The sequence below is a fragment of the Marinifilum sp. D737 genome, assembly GCF_026672275.1.
Lineage (GTDB): Bacteria > Bacteroidota > Bacteroidia > Bacteroidales > Marinifilaceae > Marinifilum.
In genome coordinates this window covers 76,285-100,453 of the sequence record NZ_JANQCD010000017.1, presented here as the reverse complement: position 1 = coordinate 100,453, position 24,169 = coordinate 76,285, and the positions used below count along the sequence as shown (strand labels likewise).

The following is a 24,169-nucleotide window of genomic DNA, read 5'->3' as shown; positions in this document are numbered from 1 at the left end:
CCGATTATGAATTTTGTTGCATTTGGCTCCCAAATGCTTACAAATTCTATTTCGGGACGAAGCTTCCCCTCCCGAATACTTTCGGGATTTCTAAAGGTTTTCTGCGGGTAAGCAGCTTGTCCTTCCAATGCCCCATTGATCTGATATCATTTTCCATTTATTTTTTGATACAGCCCCGTGAAGATCGTAAGTCCTGTTTCGATAATTTCGTCAGGAAAATCATAATCGGGATGATGCAAGGCTGCCTGGTCTACTCCAGCTCCCAAGCCAAAAAATCCGCAGGTGTATTTCTGAGAGAAATAGCCAAAATCTTCGGACCACTTGAAGGGTTTATCCAGATATTGATACGAAAGATCGTGCTCTTCGGCCAAATCCTGAAGCATATCTACACATTCATCTTGATTTACCGTTGCAGGGAATTCTTCGTGATAGGCAATGCTGCATTCCAGATTTTCTTCGGCAGCAATTCTGTTTACAATCTCCTCCGACTTTTGGCTTAAAACCTTCATATCGGCATTCTCGAACGACCGTAGGGTAATGCCCATTTCGCCACTACCGGCTGAGGTTCCAAAGGACTGCTCTCCCATACGAATGTAGATAAAAGTAAGCAGGGTAAGATCAGTAAACAGGGCTTTGTTGTTGAGCAAATCGTTTAACTCACGACTAATTTTTGAGATGGCAATGGCCGGATTTCTTCCCTTTTCAGGCTCTGCTGCATGCGATGTTTTTCCTTTCAGTCGAATGGTCATTCCTTTCGATGCTGCAGAAAAACTTCCTCGTCGCAACAATATGGTATTGGTTTCCTGCCCGGGAACATTGTGCAGGGCAAACATGTAATCGGGGTTCAGATCGGCAAATTTAGGATGAAACAATACATCCTTTGCTCCCTGCTCCACCTCCTCGGCTGGTTGAAAGAGCAGAATTACCTTGCCCTTTCGCGGAGGATTTTCTGACAATTGCTGCGCCAAACCAGCCAGTATGGCCATGTGTCCATCATGTCCGCAGGCATGTGCTACTCCATTGTAAATTGAGGCATACTTTAGCCTCGTTTTTTCTTCTATTGGCAATGCATCCAACTCTGCACGAAATACAGTAGTCTTGCCTGCCTCGGTTCCTTCAAATACAAATGCTCTGCCTGTATCTCCCAAATGAATGATTTCATGAGGTTGATATTCGTCCATAAAATCGACAATGATTTGAGCAGTTTTGTATTCTTTGTTCGATAATTCGGGTTGTGAATGCAATTGGTGCCTTAAGGCTATGAGTTTTGTGTTCATTTTATTAGGCTTTGTGTGTTAAAGGTAAGTGAAAGATAGTGATAAATTGGGTTATTGCCTCATGCGAAATACCTCACCCTAGCCCTCTTTCACTATATTCATCGGGAGTGGAATGAGGTATAAAAAGAAAAAGCCCCACATAAAATGCGGGGCTGTATATAGAATCGTAACGATCTTATTTTTTAGGAGGCTTGTAACCTCTTTGTTTTGCAGCTTCTTCCAAACGTTGTTGGAATTTCGATTTCTTCACTGGCTTCTTCTTGTTTGCCTCGATAGTAGCCAATACTTTGTCTTCGTCAACCATGTATTTGCGGATTGCCCAAGTTTGAGCTACAGTAAACAATGTTGCAATAAAGTAGTAATACGAAAGACCTGATGCATAACCGTTAAACCAGAATAGGAACATTAGCGGCATTAAGTACATCATGGTTTGCATACCTGGCATTTGTTGCGACGACTGCATTTGGCTGTTCATACGAGTGTAAACCAAGTTGGTAATTGCCATCAACAAACAGAATAAACTGATGTGATCACCATAGAATGGAATATTGAATGGTAAATCTAAAATCGAATCGTATGATGATAAATCCTCAGCCCACAGGAAGCTTTCTTGTCGAAGCTCGATAGACGATGGGAAGAATCGGAACAGTGCAATCAGGATTGGGAACTGTACCAACATTGGCAAACAACCACCCATTGGGTTCACTCCTGCCTTTTTGTACAGTGCCATGGTTGCCTGCTGGCGCTCCATTGCCTTATCCTTAGGAATTCTTTCGTTGATTTCATCAATTTGTGGTTTCAACACCTTCATCTTCGCAGTCGACATGTACGACTTATAAGTTAAAGGAGCCAAAATCAATTTGATTAAGATGGTTAAAATTAAAATAATGATACCGTAGTTACCAATATGATTTTCCAAGAAGTTGAAAACAGGGATTACAAACCACTTGTTTACCCAGGCAAACATTTTCCATCCCAAATCAACTAATGAATGCAATTCAATATCCTTTCCATACTTACGTAAAGTTTTGTATTTGTTAGGACCAAAGTAGAATTCCATTGGGTAGTTCTCTAATTGAGATCCCTGGTATGGTAATGAAATTGCAGCTGAAAAGTTCTTCAAGATTGGAGAATTTTCATCCATATCAACCGACTTCAACTCGATTCCTTTGAAAGAATCATCAGCAATCAGTACTGATGAGAAAAATTGCTGCTTAAAACCAACCCATTTTACTTTTGTAGATAAGCTTTCCTCATCTTCTCCCGATGGAGACATACTATCTACATCATCCTCGAAAAATTTATAAGAGATATTGGTATACTGATTTTCGAACTTACGTCCTTTTTCCTGGCTAGGAATATCAGCTGCCCAGTTGAAAGTCAAATCTCTTTGATTCAAAGCAATTACATCCTGCATTCCTACTACATTGATATCAAAACCAAGCATGTAAGAATCTGGCTCCAATGAATACTTGTACTCAATGTATTTGCCTTCGCCAGCATTTAAACGCATGCTAACCACTTGTTGAGCTGTTGATGCATCAACTGTTTTAACCGAATTTAAAGGAGTAAAGTACAAATCCTGAGTATTGATCGCTTTGTTCTGAGCATAGAAAGCCAATCCGAATTTGGAATTTTTCTCACCCCAAAGCATCAACTTCTCTGCATCATGAGTTTTGTAATCTTTCAACTCAATGTTAGCAATCTTACCCCCTAAAGTATTGATGCTAATTTTCACCAATTTGTTTTCAAGGGTAATAACTTCCTCTTTTTGCTGAACTGCTCCGGCAAATGCTCCATATTCACTTTGAAGTGCGGCAGTATCTTGTTTCTTTTCTGCGTACTGCTTTTTTAAGGCCTCGACTCTTTCCGTTTCCAATTGCTCATTACGCAATCTTTCAACACGGGCAATCGAATCTCTGGTCTGCATGGCTTTGATTTCTTCCTCCGATGGTTTTGTCAGGTATGTATACCCGATCAAAATCGCACCGATGATAACCAAGCCCCAAATCGAATTTCTATCCATATTCTATTATTTAATCTTTTCTAAGTAATGTGTTATAATCTACAGATTACTTTTCCATTGCTACTTTTACAAACTCAACAAACAATGGTTGAGGTTTGATAACCGTACTCTTGTATTCTGGGTGGAATTGTACACCAACAAACCATTTGTGACCATCCAACTCAACCGCTTCAACCAAACCAGTATCCGGGTTCATACCTACAGCTTTCATACCTGCAGCTTCGAATTGCTCCAAATATTCGTTGTTGAATTCATAACGGTGACGATGACGTTCCGAAATTTCTTTCTGTTTGTATGCAGTAAATGCTTTCGAATCTTCTTTTAAGATACAGTCATAAGCTCCCAAACGCATAGTACCACCTTTTTCGGTTACATTCTTCTGCTCTTCCATTAGGTTGATAACCGGATGTGGAGTTTTAGGATTCATTTCCAGAGAATCTGCACCTTCCAATTTTAATACGTTACGCGCAAACTCGATTACTGCAACCTGCATCCCTAAACAAATACCCATGAATGGGATGTTGTTTTCGCGAGCATATTTTACAGCTAAAATCTTTCCTTCCAATCCGCGGTGACCGAATCCTGGGGCAACCAAAATACCTTTCAAGTCTTTCAACTCTTCCTGGTAATTGGCATCATTCAATTTCTCTGAATGAACCCATTGAATTTTCACCTTACACTCGTTCACCGATCCTGCATGAATAAATGATTCAGCAATCGATTTGTAAGCATCGTGTAGTTCAACATACTTTCCAACCAAACCAATCTTCACCTCTGCTTTCGGATTCTGAAGACGAGTCAGGAATTTTGTCCACTCTTTTAATTTTGGCTCTTTCTTCAAGTCAAGTCCAAGCTTTTCACAAACGGTTTGATCCAGCTTTTCTTCGCGCATTTTTAATGGTACTTCGTAAATGGTTGATACATCAATAGACTGAACTACTGCTTTTGGATCAACGTTACAGAACAATGCTACTTTTCTACGAACATCAGAAGTCAATTCGTGCTCTGTTCTTAATACCAATACTTCTGGTTGAACTCCTGTTTCCAACAACGACTTTACTGAGTGCTGTGTTGGTTTGGTTTTCAACTCGCCCGAAGCTGCAAGGTAAGGAACCAAAGTCAAGTGAATTACCAGAGCATCGTGTCCAAGTTCCCACTTTAACTGACGAACCGCCTCGATATATGGTAATGATTCAATATCACCTACAGTACCACCAATCTCAGTAATTACAACATCATACTTGTGTTTGGTTCCCAACAGTTTGATGTTTCTTTTAATTTCATCGGTGATATGAGGAATAATCTGAACTGTTTTTCCTAAGAAATCTCCTTTTCTCTCTTTATTGATTACGTTACGATAGATTCTACCTGTAGTAACGTTGTTCGCCTGAGATGTAGGAGCATTTGTAAAACGTTCGTAGTGTCCCAAATCCAAATCGGTTTCTGCACCATCATCGGTAACGAAACACTCACCATGCTCATATGGATTTAATGTTCCTGGATCTACATTCAAATATGGATCTAACTTTTGGTTAGTTACAGAGTACCCTCTAGCCTGCAATAATTTAGCTAGCGACGATGCTATAATTCCCTTTCCCAATGATGAGGTTACCCCACCTGTAACGAAGATGTATTTGGTTGTTGACACTTTATAAACTTTTTTAGTTGATTTATTAAAGCTGCAAAAGTAGTCAAATTATAGGTTTTTAGGAAACAAATTCAATGTTTCAAACTATCATTTGTCGATTTCTTTGCGCAAAGAATAAATTCTCAAACATGAAAAAAGCATTCCCCGCTTCGAGAAATGCTTTTGAACGCATCTATATAATACAATTTTATGATACTAAACCATCAATAACTTTGAGCTTTTCATTCAGGATAGCAAGATTTTGTTTTCCTCGCTCAATCTTCTCCTGAATCTCGCTCACTACATTCGAATTCTTTGATGAAGAGAAAAATCCCACATTGTTTTCCCACAGGGCGATATCACTTTCCAATTGCCTGATTTTATTTACAATCTTATTTCTCTCGATAATGATCTTATCCTCAGAATTGCTCATGGTCAAGAAAGTATCAATCTTTGACTTAAATTTCTGTACCTCCTTGTTGTCACTATCCATATTCATTCTATCATACAAACCATTAATGGCTTTTCTGAATGCTTCCTGCACCTTATCCTTCTTCTTATATGGCACGTGACCAATTTTCGACCACTCTTTTTGGAACTGACGCAATGCATTTAAATTACTATCATTATCTTCTCCAAGTTCGAATGTCTTCACTTTTTCTATTAATGCTTCCTTCAACTTCAAGTTCTCCACTTGTCCGGCATCCGCATTATCGAAATGTTCCGATTTATTATTAAAAAACTTATCGCAAGCGGCACGAAAACGAACCCAAAGGTCCTCGGAAACTTTTCTAGGCACAGGACCAATATTTTTCCATTCTTTCTGTATGGCAATCAATTTATCCGTAGTCTCTTTCCAATCCTGACTATCCTGTAGACTTTCCGCAATAGCACAAAGCTCCTTCTTTTTCTCCAAATTCACATTCAACTTCTCTTTCAAAGCCATGTAAAAGTCTCGCTTCCTATCGAAATATAAATCACAGGCCGCTCTAAACCTTTGATAAATTCTATTATTGTCTTTTTTGGGTGCGAAACCAATGGTTCTCCATTCTTTTTGAAGATCAATGATTTCTTTCGAGCTGGAATTCCATTCTTTATGAGAACCTATGGGTCGATTGGCTATTTCTTCTGCTTTTTCGCAAAGAACAGTCTTTTTGGCCAAATTATTTTTCTGCTCAGATTTCAAACCTTCGTAATACTCCTGATGTTTACGATTAATAACGGTTGTCGCTTCTTTAAATCTTGACCATAACTTTTCTTTCTCTTCACGTGGCACAGGTCCAATTTCTCTCCACTGTTCATGGTATTTTTGAAGTGTATTAAATGCCTTTACTATCGAGGATTCATTCAACAACTTCTCCGCTTCTTCGCAAAGTTTAATTTTCGAAGTCATGTTCTTTTTCAAATCCAGATCACGAAGCTCCTTATTGATTTTAATGTAATCATAGAAATTCTCAACATGATGGTGGTAGTTATCCCACAAGTTTTTTAACGCTTGTTGTGGTACCATTCCAATTTCGTGCCATTTCTTTTGTAAAGCCCTAAATTCATGGAAAGTTTTATCGAATGATTCTTTACGGTTTACCAGCTCTTTAATATCCTCAATGATCTGGTATTTCTTTTTTAGGTTATCTTCCTTCTCCTGTTCTACATTGCGGTTTAATTCTGATTTTTTCTCCTTAAACTTTTGCAACATTTCACGAACCTGAACTTCCAACTCATCCGTACCCATATCAAATTCCTCTTCAGCACCACCACCTGCAACAAACTTTTGCTTCGCAGCTTCAACTTCTTCTTTGTGCTTTTTGTAAAAGTTTTGTTTTATGGCCTCTACTTTTTCTTTTATTGCCGATAAGGATTCATTTTCGAGAAGTAATACCAAGCGATTCTTCAGTTCACCTTTCTCCATTAATGTGTAGTCAGGTTCTTTTTGAAGTTCTGAATTCTTCTCTGAATCAGAATTATCTTCTGAAAGGCTATCCTGTTTAGATTCCGAGGATTCTTTACTAAGATTATCTTCTTTTAAATTTTCGGTTTCATGAGAATCTGCAACATTATCTTTCGCTTCTAAATTTTCATTCAATTCATTCTCATGTGAGGGATTTGACAGGTCTGGTGCTTTCATGTAAATTGAGTTAGATTAAGTTTCGAACAAGGCAAAACTCGCGTTAACAATACCACCTAAAAGAAAACTTTTAAGCCTACTCTTACGAATTTAACTAATTAAGTGCTAATCCTCAAAGATTTTAAATATTTTCTTTCCCCTTAAAATAAAGAGGTTCATACAATGCATGAACCTCTTAACCAAAACAAACTAATTAACTAAGCTAAATTTCTCCTCTTATTCGGAAAAATACTTCTTCTTTAAACCTTACTCTTTATTATGAATATTACCCATTCGAGCCTTTTATTATTTCCTTTATTTGATCTCGATATTATGAACCTCAGGCTTTTTTTCTTCAACCTTTGGAAGAACAATATTTAACATCCCATTTATTACTTCGGCTGAAATGTTCTGCTGATTGATTGTATCAGCCAACTTGAAGCTACGCTCGAATTTGTACACTCCGAATTCTCTTCTCAGGTACTTTGTATCTTCCTTTGTGTCTTTTTTCTCTGCCGAAATTTTAATGGAACCATTTTCCACCTTAATGCTCACATCTTCTTTTGCAAAACCTGGAATAGCGACCTCTATTAAATAGTAATCTTTCTCTTCGACAACATTAGTTGCCGGACGAAAACCACTTTCTCTTTCAACAGCAGCTTTAAAACTATCCTGAGTTTCTTTAAACAATTGATTCATTAATTGATTTGTAAAAAAATCATTTGGTCTTTTTCCATATCTTAATAATGTCATAACTCTAATCTCCTATACTTTTTATTAATTCTTCGGATCCGGATTCCGATTGTTTACTTTTTCAAATTCGATGACCAATCTTCAAATGGCATACCATCACGAAAAACAATTCAAATCGTCAGTTTACCCCTCACTTCTTCATGTCATCTTGTCTCCTTTTGCACAAAACAACATGTCACTTTGTCCACTTTAAATGATTTACCATCTTCATTTTCTATTTTCTTGCATCACTTGTATGTGATATATACTTTTACACAAAATTTAGAATTAATGAGAATCGATATATTAACTGTTGTTCCAGAATTATTGGAAAGTCCTTTGAATCATTCTATAATTCAACGAGCAAAAGATAAAGGCGTAGTTGAAATACACATACACAACATCCGTGATTTTTCGGAAGACAAACACAATAAAGTTGATGATTACGCATTTAGTGGCGGAGCTGGCATGGTAATGCGATTAGAGCCAGTTGTTAAGGCAATTGAACATTTAACCGATCAAAGGGAGTATGATGAAATCATTTTTACTACCCCAGATGGTGAACAGTTCGAACAAAAAACTGCAAATACGCTATCACTAAAGGAGAATATTATAATCCTTTGTGGCCACTATAAAGGAATTGATCAAAGAATCAGAGATCATTTTATTACCAAAGAAATTTCGATAGGAGACTTTGTTCTTACCGGAGGTGAACTTGCTGCTGCAGTAATTACAGACAGTGTTGTTCGTTTGATTCCTGGAGCAATGAACGATGAAACTTCAGCTCTTACCGACTCTTTCCAAGACAATTTGTTGTCGCCTCCAATCTATACCAGACCTGCTGAGTTTAGAGGTTGGAAAGTACCGGAAATATTACTTTCGGGTGACCATAAAAAGATTGAGCAATGGCAAGAAGAACAAGCCTATTTAAGAACTAAAAAATTACGTCCTGATTTATTGGATGAATAAGAAAGGCTCCTTAAAGGAGCCTTTTCTTTTTATTAATAGTTTTTCGCTTTTTTCTCGAAATATGCTTGAGGATGTTCACATGCAGGACAGTTTTTAGGAGCTTTACTACCTTTATGTACGTAACCACATTTGCGACAATACCACTCTTCCTCTTCTTCCGATTCGAATACTTTCTCTGCTTCAAGATTACTTAAAAGCTTTAAGTATCTCTCTTCATGCATTTGTTCAACCTTAGCAATTAATTTAAATGCCGTAGCAACTTTTTTAAATCCTTCCTCTTCAGCAATACGTGCAAACTCAGGATACAATTCAGTATACTCTTCGTTTTCTCCACAAGCTGCTGCTTTTAAGTTTTCTGCTGTTGTACCTACTTTTCCAGCTGGATAAGCAGCTGTAATTTCTACATCACCACCTTCTAAAAAGCTAAAAAAGCGCTTAGCATGCTGCATTTCTTGCTCTGCAGTTTCTAAAAACAAAGCTGCAATTTGCTCGTAACCTTCCTTTTTTGCCTGCTTCGCAAAGTAAGTATATCTACCTCTAGCTTGAGATTCACCAGCAAATGCTTTCAAAAGGTTTTTTTCCGTTTCGGTTCCTTTTATACTTTTTTCCATGGTATTATTTTATTTTGATTCTGTTATACGAATATCTTGATTTTTTACTTCAACATAAAAGAAATCCAATACTAATCAAACAATTTATACTGATTACAAAAAAGCTTAGCATTCAAATCATGTCTGATTTCAAGTATTGTAAGAAAAATAATCACCAAACTAATTAAGTAAATAGATTAAATCAGGATGTATTTTTTAAAAAAAAGTACAATTATCCAAACACACCCCCTAATTTTAAAACCTTTGCGTTAATTTTTTAGTGTTTTTATTAAATATACCCCTATTTTTATTTGTTGTTTTGGATATTTTTTAACTATTTTTGAATCATACCCCCATTAGTTAGGGTTAGAATTAGAAATTAGTTGATTTGCACCAACACTTACCCCTTTTGTAAAGGGGTAAGTGTTATTTTTTTAGTAAAAACCACAATTTATTTAATCGAGATATTACTATTTACCTTAATTATTAATCTAAAACCCATTATTATGATGAGAACTAAAAAGTTAACCACCTTACTTATTGGAGTTATTATCAGCACAAGCTCCTTATTCGCTCAAAATGAAAAAGGCGAAATTTCCCTGGGGGCTGACCTTATGAGCAGATACATTTGGAGAGGTACTCAATTTTCAACTGGTCCTGTAATTCAACCAGGAATAGAATACAATAAGGGAGCATTTACAATTGGCGCATGGGGATCTTATTCCTTCGACGGTGATAATGACGGAGCAGAAGCAGACATTTACGTTTCGTATCGTTTTGCAGACGATTTATTTACTGTAAGCCTTACCGATTATTTCTTCCCAAATGATCAGATTGCAGCAAACAACTCTTATTTCGATTTCCAAAAAGAATCAACAGGTCACATTCTTGAAGGAAGTATTGCTTTTAATGGCACAAAAAGCTTTCCCATTAGCATTATGGCAGCAATGAACTTTTGGGGAGCAGATCAAGATGAAAATGGTGATCAGCAATATTCCTTATACATTGAACTAGGACATAGCTTTACCTATAAAGATGTAAATATTGACTTGTTTGCGGGTTTCACTCCTATCGATGCAGATGAGGACAAAGGAGAATCCGGTTTTTACGGGGATACAGCTGGTTTTGTAAACTTAGGCTTTACAGCATCAAAGGAATTAGCAATTACTGAAAAGTTTTCGCTTCCACTTTCAGCTTCTGTTATTGCTAACCCAATGGCCGAAAATCTATTTTTAGTGTTTGGAGTATCATTTTAATCGCAATATTTTTTCCAATTATTTAATTGATTAGCTTAGGACAAAGAAGGGCATTCAAAATTTTGAATGCCCTTCTTTCTTGTTCTTTTATATATCCTTTATGGTATTCTCATAAATTTATGAGATTGTAAAGAAATATTCCATTTCGGATTATTCTTCACGTACTCCACTATTGGTTTCACATTGTGAACATACTGACTCCATTCAGACTGAAGATACAATAAGCAATCTTCGCCTACATTTTTAGCCAACTCTTCTGCCCATTCGAAATCTTTTTCCAAATCGTAAATAATAACCTTAAGCTCATTGGCTTTTTGATAAGACGATGGTACTGGCAACTTATTTCTCTTTGGCGATAAACAAATCCAATCCCATTCCCCACTAATTTCGTATGCCCCGGAAGTTTCAAGGAAATTCTCAATATTGTGTTTCTTTAGTTCTGTACACAAAGGCTCCAAGTTATACAAAGATGGTTCACCACCAGTTACAACCACCGATTTAGCAGGAGATTCAACTGCTTTTCTCACCACCTCCTCAACTGAAATTAGTCTATGTTCTGCAGGATTCCATGAGATTTTACTATCACACCAACGACATCCAATATCACAACCACCAATACGAATAAAATATGCAGGCTTACCGGTATGATACCCCTCACCTTGAATGGTATAGAAATCCTCAACCAGAGGCAAATCTGTTCCTTTGTCGAATATTTCTTTGTACTTGTCTTTCAAAACCTTCTTCTTTTCTTGTAAAACAATTTTAAAGCTGTGGCTGTTTAGCAAATTGGGCTACAAAATTAGAAGCTTTTTAAGGAATTCAAAATCAAAGCAAGAGATTATTTGATATATCACCTCCAAGCTTAATTCTTAATCAATTGCTTCCAATCAATTTTATATACAGCTTGTGCCTGCTTTGTTGCTTCTGTATTTATAAGCAACTCATTGTCATCAGTAAAAACAACACCTTCTGTTTGAGCTCCTCCTAATGAACTCAAATCTAATCGTAAATATTTTCCTCCAAAGAAGTCAGAATCAAGAAAATTAAAAAAAAGAATCATGTAGGTTCTATAGTTTTTATAGCCAATCAAAGCTACAATCTTACCATCTCGACTAATATCTGCTCCCGTAACCATAAAATCGGTATCAAATTCGGCTTTTGGACTCAAATCGTGATGCTTAACAGATTTTTCCATCACATACATTCTGGTTTTATGATTTTCCCAATTCTTGGTAAAGAAATACAAAGAATCTCCATAAGATAGGAAAGCTTCACAATCAAAGTTATGATTGTGCTTTTTACGCTTGAACTCCTTCTGATCAGCCCACGTAAAACCAATCTCATCAGCCTTAATACTTACCTCAGGCTTGTCATTAATTTTAGATTTATCTACTCTGAAAACTTTTAAATTCTTGCGAGTTCCATTATTATTTCCAAATTCTCCAATGTAAAAATATTTCTCGTCTTCAGCCAAAGCCTCCCAGTCCAGATTCGAACCTCCCTCGATATGCAGTTGTTGCTTTAACTCTCCATTTTTATTGTAAGCATATAAGGTAGCAGCTCCTCCACTATCATTATTCACCCAAATCAAATCATTATGCCAAATCATTCCCGATTGCTCATCTACCTTCTTTGGCAATTGATCTGAAAGTAAAATTGGTTCGTATTTTACCCAGTTGTAATTTTCTTTCTCACCACTTATTAATTCCTCTTTATTTACTTGAGAAGATTGACGGCAAGAAACCAGTATAACAACTAACAGGCTTAATGTGTAGGTATAGTATTTCACAATATATTGTTTTAGTGCGAGGCAAATCTGTGAATTTTTATCGAATATTAAAAATATTTAGAATAAGTCAACTAAATATCTGCAATATGACTTTGCAACAACTCAAAAAGCTTAACTCTATCGATGGGCTTTGTAATATATGCAACACAACCAGAATCTATTGCTTTTTGCCTATCTCCTTTTAATGCATAAGCCGTTTGTGCAATAATTGGCACACTTGGTTTTTGTTCCAATATTTTTTTAGTTGCATGATATCCATCCAAATGAGGCATTTTAACATCCATCAAAACCAAATCAATTTCCGGATGCGATTGCACCATACCTACTGCAGCAACACCGTTCTTTGCCCACAAAATCTTTGCTTGGGTAGGAATTAATATCTCATCCAGTAAATCAAAATTTATCTCAACATCCTCGACAATCAAAATACTTTTACCTTTCAAGTTTGGTGACTTTATGGAGCTTAGCATTTCGCATTCCTTAGAGTCAGGTATGCTTACCACATCGTTTAATTTAAAATAGAAACACGATCCTTTGCCTTTTTCAGACTCCAACCAAAGTTCACCACCCAATAAATTTGCTATTTCTTTACAAATTGCCAAACCAAGGCCAACACCAGATTGCAATCCCCAATATGGCTCTTCTACCTGGCGGAAAATATCAAATATAACTTCTTTATGCTCTTCAGAAATACCAATTCCAGTATCCGACACAAAGAATACAATATTATTATCATGAATCTTGCATCCATAATCAATTTGCCCTGAATCTGTATACTTAATGGCATTATTTAGTAGATTTGTTATCAACTGCATTACTTTGGTCCTGTCCGAGGTAATAAAAATATCACATTCGCTGCAGGACTTAAAGTTGATTCCCAATTCTGTTTTATTGAACTTTTTCACCTCAGCTTTTACATACTGCTGGATGGTATTAAACATTTCAAGCAATGAAAACTGATCAATATTTAATTTCACCTCCTTAGCTTGCAATAACGAAACATCGAAAATAGATTCAATAATTTTTAGCAGGTGTTTGCCACTGGCTTTCACAATACCATTCCATTTCTCTATTTTATCGGGTGGCGATTCCGGTTTCAACAATGTACTAAACCCAATAATCGCATTCAAAGGCGTTCTTAACTCATGAGACATTGAAGCTAAAAATGTTGATTTTAACTGATCACTCTCTTCGGCCTTTTCTTTTGCAAAAATCAGTTCCTGTTCGTACCTCTTTCTACTAAGAACCCCAGCCAACATATCTGCAAAAGTTTTAATATGAATCACATCGGTTTTATTCCACTTTTTTGATTGAGTTACTACATCAAACACTACACAGCCAAGTATATTTTCCTGGGTAATTAACGGAAACACCAACAGAGACTTAACTACTTTCCTGGGATCATATTCGAAATTCCCAAATGCATGAGATGGTAATTTTTTAATATCATTTACTACAAAATTTTTATGCTTTCGAAACCTTTCTATCCACCAAGAAAAACCCTCGCTCAACATCAACTTTGGGTTATCAAACCGAGCTACCTTCTCATTGGAAAACCATTCATGTGTTCTTTCCAAATATTTTTGATTCTTGCTTACCAAGTACATGTAGGCTCTATCAGCCTTTGTATGACTGGCAATTTTCTCTATCGCGGCATCAATCGCTTTATTAATATCCTCAACAGAAGCACTCACTAGCTCGGCAGATATTTTACTGAGAAGTTTTTCGATCCTTGTCTTTCGGGCCAATTCACTCTCTGCTTTTTTCTGCTTGCTAATGTCGCGAACTACCGTCTGAATATACTTTTCCCCATTAAGATCGATAAGGTTTGCCGTTAACTCAACAGGAAACTCCAATCCATCCTTAGTGCAATGCCATGTACGCATAAAGAAACTACCCAATTCCTCAATAATTTCTCTTATTTCAGAGACTTTCTCTTTGCTCAATACACCTTTGCGAACAATATCTTTTGGACTTAGATTTCTAAATTCCTCTTTGGTATAACCATAACGATCAACAGCTGTATCATTTACTTCTATAAAATTCTCAAGACCTTCACCTTTCCATGGATGTACAAAAACTGCTTCATTTAAGGAATTAAACAACAAACGAAACTTACTCTCGCTCAATGTCAGCTTTTGCTCTACTAATTTTCTATCCGTTATATCAGTAATATATCCTTCTATAAACAAAGGTCTACCCAAACGATCTTTTATGGTTAGTCCTTGCTCGAAAACCCACTTTAGTTTCCCTGATTTTGTAATGATTCTATATTCCAGAGAAAATCGTTGGTCTTTTTCACCAGCCTCATCAACTTCTTTACTTACATATTCTCTATCATCGGGATGAATAACGTCATTATAAGATATACTCGCATTGTAATTCAACTCTTCAGAAGTATAACCTGTGAGTTCATTCACTCCTTCACTTACAAACAACATCGTCCAGTATTCATCAACCAAACAGCGATATGCCATCCCTTTTAGATTTCCAATTAAAGTCGTTAACCTTCTTGTAGCTTCAATCACTTTTCGCTGCGAACGTTTTTGCTCTGTGATGTCTCGTATGATTACCGTAACCTCTCTTTCTCCAATCGAACTTAAACGAAATTCATAAAAGCAAACACCCTTATTATCAATATTTTTTCGATAATCAAATATTTGAACTTGTCTTGAATCAAAAGCATCTTCCATAGCCTCCAAGAATTTTTCTCTCAACTCTTGATCGAACAATTTCCTGATATTCAAATGATCAATACTTTGGGGATATGTAAATAATCCATTAGGCTTTCCGTGCAAGTCAATAATCTTGCCATCTCGCGTTATCCGAATAATTAAATCAGGTATGGTTTCAAGCAAGGCTTTGGCTTTGGCTTCGCTATTTTTAATCTGCTGATCAGCATCAATTTTTGCTGTAATGTCCTCAAAAATCGTAAAAACCTTTGTAGGTTTACTGGTCTGCCTATCCAACATTGGCGTTGCTGTAACACTTATCCAAATGTAATCCTGCTTTTCCGGATTAAACACACCTAAAGTAGTCCGCGTAATTTCTTTTCGTGTATCCAATGCTAGTTTTGCAGGATGAGCATTTGCATCCATCGGGGAACCATCGGGCAAAATATTATTTATTCTTGGCTCAAAGCTGTCAACTCCGAGTAAATCTTTAATGGGCTGTCCCAATATATTCGATGCCGCTGGATTTGCATAACTTATTTTTCCATCTGCATCTCTGATAATAATACCCTGTCCTGTAGATTTAAAAAGTAGATTGTACTCGTCGTTGGTTCTGGTATTTTTAAGCTCATTTGCCAAATAAGTATTTTCAGAATCCAGAGCAGATATCTGCATTTGCAATTGCTCTATCTGTTCCTGATACTCAAACAGTCGCTTTTCAAATTCATCCGGCGATATATTCTCAAAACTTTCCGACATTCCTGATTTACATTAAATACCAAATTCGCAATCCATACTAAGTTAGTAAAAATCACGTCAAGTATTTAATCTAATTGGCAAAAGAGTTCAGGAATTAAATTAAATGTAGTATTCGGAACTATGCTTTATTTCTTTAATAACAAATGTACTATTCAGCACACCAATATTTTTTATTTTAGATAACTTATAACGAACAAATTCATGATAATCTTCAAGGCTTTTTACATGAATTTTTAAAATAAAATCGACCTGACCTGCCATGTGGTAACACTCTTGAACCTCCTTTAAATCCTGAATTTGCTCTTCAAATTCATCAATAAATGTCTCATCGTGATAACGCATGGAAACCTGACAAATGGCCGTAACACTTCGCTCAATTCTTTTTTTATCGAGAATGGCCACATATTTTTTAATGAATCCCTGATTTTCCAGTCTTCTGATTCTCTCATACACGGGCGAAGGAGTTAGATTCAGCATACTTGCAATCTCTTTTGCCGTTTTTTTTGAGTCGGTTTGCAATATTCTAAGAATGGTTTTATCTGTCTGATCAAGCTTATCCATAAAAGAAATTTTTACTCTGATTTATAACGTTTGCGGAAACGTAAAAGTAGTTTTATCTATTAAGCGTCACAATATCGGTAATTTTTACTTATTTAAACAAAAACACTATGTTTTTTATCGGAAAGACCTTTACTTTGTCAGTATATAACACTGGAAACAACAACAAATACTCATATAATGTCGGCTATTTAATAGCTAAACAAACACAACACACTTAACTAACAATTAGGGTTAATATGAACACCTTTATTCTCTCAGGATAAAGGTGTTTTTTTTAATTCATATTTTCCCAAAAATGAAAAACTCTCTTTTTTTTACCAAACAAAAATCATTTCATAAAAAATGCGCCTCAAAACTGAGACGCATCCTTATATTTTAATATCAGGTTCTATTTCTTTAAGTCGTAACCATCCATTTTTCCTTTCTTAAGTGCAGGAATTCCATCAATCATCCAAACCGGAGCAGGTTTTCCTTTCAAATAATAATCGAAGAATTGCATGGTTCTAATTGATAAGTCCATTCTATTCGGACGTTTTCTTAGGTTATGCTCCTCGTTGTTGTAAGTTAGCATCCAACATGGTTTTTGCAAACGTCGCATTGCTACAAACAACTCAATTCCCTGGTACCATGGCACTGCACCATCATTATCATTATGCATGATTAAAAGCGGAGTTTTAATTTTTGGCGCAAAGAAAACCGGCGAATTTTCGATGTACTGCAAAGTACTGTTCCAAAGTGTTCCTCCAATTCTACTTTGTGTGCGCTCGTATTGGAACATACGGCTCATTCCACTCCCCCAACGAATTCCACCATAAGCTGAAGTCATGTTACTAACCGGAGCTCCAGCCATTGCACATTTGTACAAGTCGGTTCTGGTTACCAAATAAGCAATTTGGTATCCACCCCAACTTTGTCCTTGCAAGGCAACATTTTCTTTATCGATAAAATCATAACGATCCATCATTGTCAATGTTCCGGTAACAATTGAACTATAAGCCGATTCGCCCGGATATCCAGGCTTGTGATAAGTGATATCCGGCATAAAAATAAGGTAGCCATTACTTACACAATAACTTGGATTAATGATAGACCAGTTTGGTTGTGGCACATGGTAATTGTGTAAACGATCGGAAGTTCTTTCGTAAAAATACACCAACATTGGGTATTTTTTGTTTGGGTCGAAATCTTCTGGTTTGTATAATAAACCTTGCAGCTTTTCTCCATCTCCCGATGTCCAGTCAACCAATTCAACACTTCCCCAGTTGATATTCTTCTGTTGCGGATTGGCATCAGACACTTGAGTTTGGTTGGCAAAATTCAAGTTACTGATCCAAAGGTTTGGATAATCAACGAAAGTTGATCTTTTAAACATGATTTGTTCAGCAGATTTTGCCTTCTCAACTGCATACAACTTTGTGTCCTCGAATAGAATTTCTTTCGGATCGTCTTCCTTTTGCAATTTAAAATAACCAGATTTTTTATTGAACTCGTGGAATGCCCCTAACAAAACCGGCTTCTTCAAATCAATAAACAATTCCTCATCGTCAAGTTTCACGTAATCGAAACGGATGTTGTTCCTGCGCCCATAACCGTTTGTTAGGTTTATTGCAGGCTTGGTTCCCGAAGGATCAATCATCCAAAAATCATAACGATCCTGAATAATTACATTCTTATCGCCTTTGGTCCACCCAACTAATCCATACGGGCTTGGATCGTTTGGAGTATCATGTGTTTCACTGTAGAAATTAGCATTGATTTTCTCAGTTAAAGCAATTGTTTTTTTGCTTTCAAGCTGGTAAGAATACCAAATACTATCCTGCGTTTCGTACCACAATAAATATTTCTGTGCAGGAGAAATGCTCACATCTGAATTTTTCTTTTCCAGGATTAATTCTCTTTTACCAGTGTTGGTATTTACAAGGTAATAATCGGAATACCAATCGTCCCACGAAGTTAATTGTTGATATGGCAGAGGTGAACTTCCCAATGCCAATTCAGAGTTTCCATGATCATACAATTCAACACTACGCATATCTTTATCTGCCAGCTGAACCAGTTTGTTGTTTTTGGTATGGTAAACAGCCATCCATGTGCGCTTTTTCTCTTTCTCGGCCTGAACTTTTTGCTGTGGCTGCAGCAATGGATCTTTCCAGTTCCATACATCTACATGGTATTTCTCCTCATCCAACAAACTATCCTTCACCTCTTTTTCCGGCTTTGGAGCAAGGCCAAAGTAAAGTTTCTCCCCATCTCTCGAGAAAGATATTCTTCCATTTTTACTTACTGTCCAATTCACCTGAACCTCACGAGACAAAGTATCAACAATACGCTTGCTATTGTTTTTCAGGTCGCCATAATACAATTCGTAACATTTGTTTTTGCTTGTATCGGCAGAGAAAATAAAGGAAATCTGGTCTCCATTTGCAGCAATTGTAGCTTTATCCGCTTCTCCCACTTTCTCGAATACCTGATTTACTTTCTCTGTTTTTCCATCGAAGGTTTTAACCAATACAGTTTGGGTGCTATCACCAACCGACTGAATAAAGTTTACAGCATTTCCATTTCTGGATAGCGCATAATTGGTTACATCTTCAAAGTTAAATTCCTTACCATTTACAAAGTTCTTGATAATAAGCTTACCCTTTTTAATCTTGTCTTTACCATTCTTTTGCTTAGGCTTTTTAACTTCTACAGAGTCCTTCGCTAAACTATCTTTTTTTTCCTTTGGCATTTCCAGGTAGTAAGCCATCCAATCCCCATTTTCCTCAGGCATTTGGAAAGACTTTAACTCTGGTAATTTCACCAATTCTTTATTGCTTAAATTCCAAATTCCAATAGAATCTTTTGGCAAATCCTTCTTGTCAACTTTATCTAATTTAGCCTGACGAACTGTGTCGTACTGAGCTTTAATTCTAAAAGTTAAGATTTCCGATTTTGGTGAAAATTCAGCATTAAAACCTCTGGCAATAGAATCTAACTTTTTCGTTTTTATCTGATACAAATAAAGAAATCCGTCCCCTTTTTGTGGATTTACTTCATAAGATATCCATTCTCCATTGTCAGAAACCTGCTGGTTCTTTAAATTTTTCCATCCATCGTAATCGGTATGCTTCAATGGAACTTTTTGCGCATAAGCTGTTGCCTGAACCATAAGCAAACAGACCAATACGGCTTTCAATAAATTTTTCATTTGTTTTTTAGTTGTAGGTTGATTTATAGGTTAATTTCCAATGAATCTAACGAGTACAAATAAAGCTCGGATTCATCAAGTCCTTCTTGTTATATTTTAATTCTATATTGGTATTATATTGCAATACTTTACCTCCCGAAGCTTTAACAATTGCATGACCAGCAGCTGTATCCCACTCCATAATCGGACCAAACCTTGGATAAACATCTGCCTCATTTTCCGCAATCATACAAAGTTTTAGTGAACTTCCTTTCGAAATTAACTTCACCTCTTTTTTATCTTGCTTCCAATTCACAATAAACTGTTTGGTTTCTTCATTCATATGCGATCGGGAACCAACAATAAATGTTTCACTGCGATTTTGTTCCAAAGGAAGTTTGTGAGCTTTTTGAACCAAGGCATCCAAATCTTTATCCCAATCTCTTATCTGATCCACTCGATAAGCACCTAATTCCATATCAGCAAAATACAGCTGTTCATATACAGGAACGTATATCACACCAGCCACTGGGGTTTCCTTAATAACCAGAGCAATATTCACCGTAAACTCATCATTCCGCTTTATGAATTCTTTGGTTCCGTCAAGCGGATCAACAATCCAACATTGCTCCCATTTCTGCCTCTCCTCATAATTCAAATGCTCACCTTCCTCGCTTAAAATAGGAATTCCCAAGTTTTCGATAACAGAAACTATGGCATTATGAGCTCTTTGGTCAGCTATGGTTAAAGGTGTATTATCCGATTTTAATTGTATCTCAAAATCTTTGGATTCATATACTTTCAGGATTTCTTCTCCTGCCAATAATGATGCCGAAATGGCTTCAATCAAAAGCTTTTTTCTTCTACTAAAATTCATGAATAGATTGTCGTAATATTACTTTATTCTATGCGCTTATCTATTAATAAAAATAAATGTATGACAGAATCAAAACTGTAAAAATCATGTAAATGATTGTTAGGGGAAATCCTATTTTGAAGAAATCTTTAAACGAATAACCTCCCGGACCGTAGACCATGATATTCGTTTGATATCCAATAGGAGTCATAAAATTAGCTGCAGCTGCAAAAGCCACAATTAGTACAAATGGCTCGGGATCCAAATGCAAGCTTAAGGCCATTGTTAATGAAATAGGGAAAACAATTGCCACAGCTGCCTTATTGGTAATGTAAGCAGCTAAAACAGAGGTAATCAAGTAAATTCCAAACAGCACTCCCACCTTACCCAATGGAAGAAATACGGATATTAATAAATCTGCAATAATCTCTGCCAATCCTGATTTTATCATGGCGGTTCCAAAAGCCAGCGAGAGGGATATGATCAGTGCCAAATTAAAATCTACCATCCTGGCAATATCCTTAGGGTTGGATATCTTCAAGCCCAAAATTACAATGATCATTACAATCAAGGTCATAAAGAGTGGTACAATATTTAAAGCGGATAATATTACTGCCAAGACTGTTCCTCCCAGCAATAAACCAATTTTATATCCTTCCTGCTTTCTGAATTCTTTTACTTTAGAGATAAAGTAAAAATCTTGAATACGATGCGTTCTTTCTACAAAGTCATCACCACCAAGCAACAACAGAACGTCACCAGCACGTAATTTTACCTCTCCAATTTTTCCACTAACTCTGCCTCCATTTCTATGGATTCCAATTACCGCAGCATCGAATTGCCCTCTAAAATTGGCCTCTTTTACAGTTTTTGAAATCAGGGTTGAATTGTGGGAAATAACAATTTCGACAACCTCGATATGCTTCTTATGAGTAAGCATGCCTACTGTTGGAAGCGTTAAACCTGAATTTGGCAGCACCAAATCTGCAATGGTTTCCGTGTCGCCAGCAAATAAGAGCCTATCTCCTTCCTCCAATCTAAATTCATGCGAAACTGCTGCAACTCTTACTCCTCCCCTGTTAATCTGGAAAAGATAAAGTCCTTTTAAGTTTCTAAGGTCTGCCTCTTCAATGGATTTCCCAATCAAATCGGAATTGGGTTTAACATGTGCTTCTACAATATATTTCCTGGTATTTTCAGAAAAATCGCCTAAAATATCCTCCTTTTCAGGAAGTAATTTTTTACTTACAAACAATAAATAAGCGGCCCCAATAAACATCATTGGCACTCCTACATAAGCAAAACTAAACATGCTTAAGGATTCCAAACCCGTTACAATGGTTTGGTCTTTAACCATACCGTTTACAATTAGGTTTGTTGATGTTCCGATAAGAGTTATACAACCACCCAAAATGGCTGCATAGGAAAGCGGAATTAGTAATTTTGATGGAGAAATATTGTTTCGCTTGCTCCAACTGTGCACGTAAGGCATCATTACAGCAACCAATGGAGTATTGTTTAAGAATGCTGAAAATCCACCAACCAAAAGCATCATTCGGGCCATAAAGGCTTTGTAGCCATTTGCTCGTTGAAATACTTTATCAAAGAGAGTTTCTACAATTCCCAAATCCCTAATAATGTCACCAATAAGAAGCAACATTAAAATTACAACAACCTGATCGTTGGCAAAGCCACTAAGAATTTCTGAAGGTGTTAAAATCCCACTTATCCCTAAAATCACCACACCTATTAAGAATGTAAAGGCAGGACCAATCCATTCTTTGTAGAAGGAAATAAGAATAAAAACCAATACGATTAATACAATGATCGCATCAAGTGAGAGCATAGATAAATTTTTGGGTACATTTCAAGATACGAATATACAAAAATACCTTCAGGTACGGATGTCTTTCTCACACCTTTGCATAAATGTTATACAAGCTATTTTTATGAAAGCAATTATTATACTTTTGTGATAAATTGAATATTACAATGATAGAGCTTAAGACAGATACAATTGTTAAGCATTTTAAAAATCGGAAAATCGAAATAGAAAGAAAGGTATTGGAAATTCCAAAATCAGAAATATTACATTTTCTGAACAAAGAAGAGTTCAATTCGCATTGTAGAAATGCTTGTCCAAACCACAATCGCAAATGGACTTGTCCGCCCAACTGTCCAAATTTTGAAGACTACTCAAAATCTTATTCAAAAATTCAATTGTTCCTATTTGTTACTTCAACAAAACAATTTGATTTTCTGTCTCAAGAAGAATGTTCACTTGGGGCATACAATTTTACCAAAGAAGAGCTACAAAATGATCTGCGTATAAATGAACCCATTGATGGCAAAATGATAGCAGCCAACAGTTGTGAAATTTGTACTAGCTGCTCAATAATCAAGGGAAAATCATGTTATTTCCCTGAAAAAATGCGCTATAACCTGGTAGCTTTCGGATTTAATGTAGGAAAAATACTCACTGATTTGTTTCAACATGAATTAAAATGGTCTGCAAAAAATATCATACCCGAATATGTAAGTAGTGTTGGAGCAATCTTAAAAAAATAGTCTGATATTATACAAAAACCTCCATGATGAATCAGGAATAACACCAACTGCAATGAAAGTATTTTACTTGATATGGGTAATCATCTATCAGCTTCAGCCACAAGTCGCAAAAGGTCGATCTCCAAAGACATTGGCTTCTGGCTACCGGCCTCAACCACTTCTTGATACTTACAATCAGTTGTTGGCAGTTGACCTTTGACCTTCGACAGTCGAAGGCGTTCGACCTTCCTGCTTTGCTGGTCCCGATCACCTGGAATTTTACGTCGAACTCACCTTTAATAGACTTTCAGAAAAAAAAGCTCCCTTTTGAGGAGCTTTTCATTTCATTAAAAATACCTTATTGTGGATTCCGAACCGATATCTGTTCACTTACCGACAATACTCTCTTGTTTTGATAAGATGTAGATTCTATGGCAATAAGTTTCACATTCTTTATCAGCTGAGTTCCTTTGCCAACTTTGAATTTGTATTCTGCAATGCCATTTTTTGATGGCAGTTCTCCAAAACCTTTAGCATCTGCAGGAAAATATTTTCCTTCTATCAGTTCTCCAATGTAGTAAACTACTTTTTTTCTACCATTGCTTAATCTAAATCTTAAAATATACTCTCCGCTTGTTTTTACTCTATCAATCTTATCGACAAGAATTTTTGGAGTAGATTTAAGCTTATTGGAATTGTTGATTTCTTTTAATCCTGTCGAAAGCATATTATCCTTATATACCATCTCGGATTTTAAATTTCCGGATTCCCAATATTTCCTCTGGTACCCATCCTTCTTACCAAGTTTGTAATCGGTTTCTCTGTATACTTTTCCACTTTTGTAATACCAAATTACCTTACCATGCTTTTTACCATCTTGATAAGGGATATCATACTGTTTTTCTCCACTCTTATAAAACGTATTACTTACCCCCACTTTTTTGCCATCCTTAAAAGTGACAATGGATTTGATATTTCCATTCTCGTACTTGTATTTCTTGACACCATTTTTGGGTTGTTTGTAAATAACTTGGTTTTCCTTTTTTACTTCTTCTTGCTTTTTTGTTTCCTGTTTTTTTGCTTCACGACTAATTGTCTTAATTGAATCAACTGCTGAAACAATCAAATCGCATGAGCTAAACATGATGACCACAAGGGACAAATGAATTATTTTTTTCATTTAAATGTTAGTTGGTTAGTTGGCTTCACAAGTTAACTAAAATTATCATAAATAA

Annotated in this window: 18 protein-coding genes; 4 read left to right on the top strand and 14 right to left on the bottom strand. The window is 36.3% G+C overall.

Going from position 1 to position 24,169, the window contains the following annotated elements; genetic code table 11:
* Positions 1 to 146 precede the first annotated feature (146 nt).
* The 5 genes from NQ163_RS11805 to NQ163_RS11785 form a co-directional block, all read right to left on the bottom strand.
* Complete coding sequence (locus tag NQ163_RS11805; RefSeq protein WP_268190524.1) at positions 147 to 1,277, bottom strand: amidohydrolase; 1,131 nt, start codon at positions 1,275 to 1,277, stop codon at positions 147 to 149.
* A gap of 175 nt (positions 1,278 to 1,452) precedes the next feature.
* Complete coding sequence (gene yidC / locus NQ163_RS11800) at positions 1,453 to 3,303, bottom strand: membrane protein insertase YidC (protein WP_268190523.1); 1,851 nt, start codon at positions 3,301 to 3,303, stop codon at positions 1,453 to 1,455.
* Positions 3,304 to 3,349: 46 nt separating this feature from the next.
* On the bottom strand, positions 3,350 to 4,951 hold the full coding sequence (locus tag NQ163_RS11795) for a CTP synthase (RefSeq protein ID WP_268190522.1): 1,602 nt from the start codon (positions 4,949 to 4,951) through the stop codon (positions 3,350 to 3,352).
* A gap of 187 nt (positions 4,952 to 5,138) precedes the next feature.
* The gene (locus NQ163_RS11790) at positions 5,139 to 7,055 is read right to left on the bottom strand and encodes a DUF349 domain-containing protein (protein ID WP_268190521.1); all 1,917 of its coding nucleotides are present in this window, start codon (positions 7,053 to 7,055) and stop codon (positions 5,139 to 5,141) included.
* Positions 7,056 to 7,349: 294 nt separating this feature from the next.
* Positions 7,350 to 7,787 carry an Hsp20/alpha crystallin family protein gene (locus NQ163_RS11785; RefSeq protein WP_268190520.1) on the bottom strand — a complete coding sequence of 146 codons (438 nt, stop codon included), beginning with the start codon at positions 7,785 to 7,787 and terminating at the stop codon, positions 7,350 to 7,352.
* A gap of 270 nt (positions 7,788 to 8,057) precedes the next feature.
* Here NQ163_RS11785 and trmD point away from each other — a divergent pair, with 270 nt between their 5' ends.
* Positions 8,058 to 8,735, top strand: a complete 678-nt coding sequence (gene trmD, locus NQ163_RS11780; RefSeq protein ID WP_120239071.1) for a tRNA (guanosine(37)-N1)-methyltransferase TrmD — start codon at positions 8,058 to 8,060, stop codon at positions 8,733 to 8,735.
* A gap of 32 nt (positions 8,736 to 8,767) precedes the next feature.
* Here trmD and rbr read toward each other — a convergent pair whose 3' ends face one another.
* Positions 8,768 to 9,346: a rubrerythrin gene (gene rbr, locus NQ163_RS11775; protein ID WP_120239070.1), complete on the bottom strand. Its 579-nt coding sequence runs from the start codon at positions 9,344 to 9,346 to the stop codon at positions 8,768 to 8,770.
* A gap of 485 nt (positions 9,347 to 9,831) precedes the next feature.
* Here rbr and NQ163_RS11770 point away from each other — a divergent pair, with 485 nt between their 5' ends.
* Complete coding sequence (locus NQ163_RS11770) at positions 9,832 to 10,581, top strand: hypothetical protein (RefSeq protein ID WP_268190519.1); 750 nt, start codon at positions 9,832 to 9,834, stop codon at positions 10,579 to 10,581.
* A gap of 98 nt (positions 10,582 to 10,679) precedes the next feature.
* Here NQ163_RS11770 and NQ163_RS11765 read toward each other — a convergent pair whose 3' ends face one another.
* The 7 genes from NQ163_RS11765 to NQ163_RS11735 form a co-directional block, all read right to left on the bottom strand.
* On the bottom strand, positions 10,680 to 11,315 hold the full coding sequence (locus tag NQ163_RS11765; RefSeq protein WP_268190518.1) for a 7-carboxy-7-deazaguanine synthase QueE: 636 nt from the start codon (positions 11,313 to 11,315) through the stop codon (positions 10,680 to 10,682).
* Between the two features lie 128 nt (positions 11,316 to 11,443).
* Positions 11,444 to 12,370: a hypothetical protein gene (locus tag NQ163_RS11760; protein ID WP_268190517.1), complete on the bottom strand. Its 927-nt coding sequence runs from the start codon at positions 12,368 to 12,370 to the stop codon at positions 11,444 to 11,446.
* A 71-nt stretch (positions 12,371 to 12,441) separates the two neighbouring features.
* Complete coding sequence (locus NQ163_RS11755; protein WP_268190516.1) at positions 12,442 to 15,801, bottom strand: PAS domain S-box protein; 3,360 nt, start codon at positions 15,799 to 15,801, stop codon at positions 12,442 to 12,444.
* Between the two features lie 99 nt (positions 15,802 to 15,900).
* Complete coding sequence (locus tag NQ163_RS11750) at positions 15,901 to 16,362, bottom strand: Lrp/AsnC family transcriptional regulator (protein WP_268190515.1); 462 nt, start codon at positions 16,360 to 16,362, stop codon at positions 15,901 to 15,903.
* Positions 16,363 to 16,750: 388 nt separating this feature from the next.
* Positions 16,751 to 19,552 (bottom strand): alpha/beta hydrolase family protein, encoded by a 2,802-nt coding sequence (locus NQ163_RS11745; protein ID WP_268190514.1) that lies wholly within the window; start codon positions 19,550 to 19,552, stop codon positions 16,751 to 16,753.
* A gap of 46 nt (positions 19,553 to 19,598) precedes the next feature.
* On the bottom strand, positions 19,599 to 20,408 hold the full coding sequence (gene cysQ, locus NQ163_RS11740; protein ID WP_268190513.1) for a 3'(2'),5'-bisphosphate nucleotidase CysQ: 810 nt from the start codon (positions 20,406 to 20,408) through the stop codon (positions 19,599 to 19,601).
* Between the two features lie 43 nt (positions 20,409 to 20,451).
* On the bottom strand, positions 20,452 to 22,233 hold the full coding sequence (locus NQ163_RS11735; protein ID WP_268190512.1) for an SLC13 family permease: 1,782 nt from the start codon (positions 22,231 to 22,233) through the stop codon (positions 20,452 to 20,454).
* A 146-nt stretch (positions 22,234 to 22,379) separates the two neighbouring features.
* Here NQ163_RS11735 and NQ163_RS11730 point away from each other — a divergent pair, with 146 nt between their 5' ends.
* A complete protein-coding gene (locus NQ163_RS11730) occupies positions 22,380 to 22,955 on the top strand; it encodes a DUF2284 domain-containing protein (RefSeq protein WP_268190511.1) in 576 nt (191 codons plus the stop codon).
* Positions 22,956 to 23,007: 52 nt separating this feature from the next.
* Positions 23,008 to 23,154 (top strand): hypothetical protein, encoded by a 147-nt coding sequence (locus NQ163_RS11725; protein WP_268190510.1) that lies wholly within the window; start codon positions 23,008 to 23,010, stop codon positions 23,152 to 23,154.
* A gap of 138 nt (positions 23,155 to 23,292) precedes the next feature.
* On the opposite strand, the gene NQ163_RS11720 is transcribed toward NQ163_RS11725, so the two are convergent.
* On the bottom strand, positions 23,293 to 24,114 hold the full coding sequence (locus tag NQ163_RS11720) for a toxin-antitoxin system YwqK family antitoxin (RefSeq protein ID WP_268190509.1): 822 nt from the start codon (positions 24,112 to 24,114) through the stop codon (positions 23,293 to 23,295).
* Positions 24,115 to 24,169 lie beyond the last annotated feature (55 nt).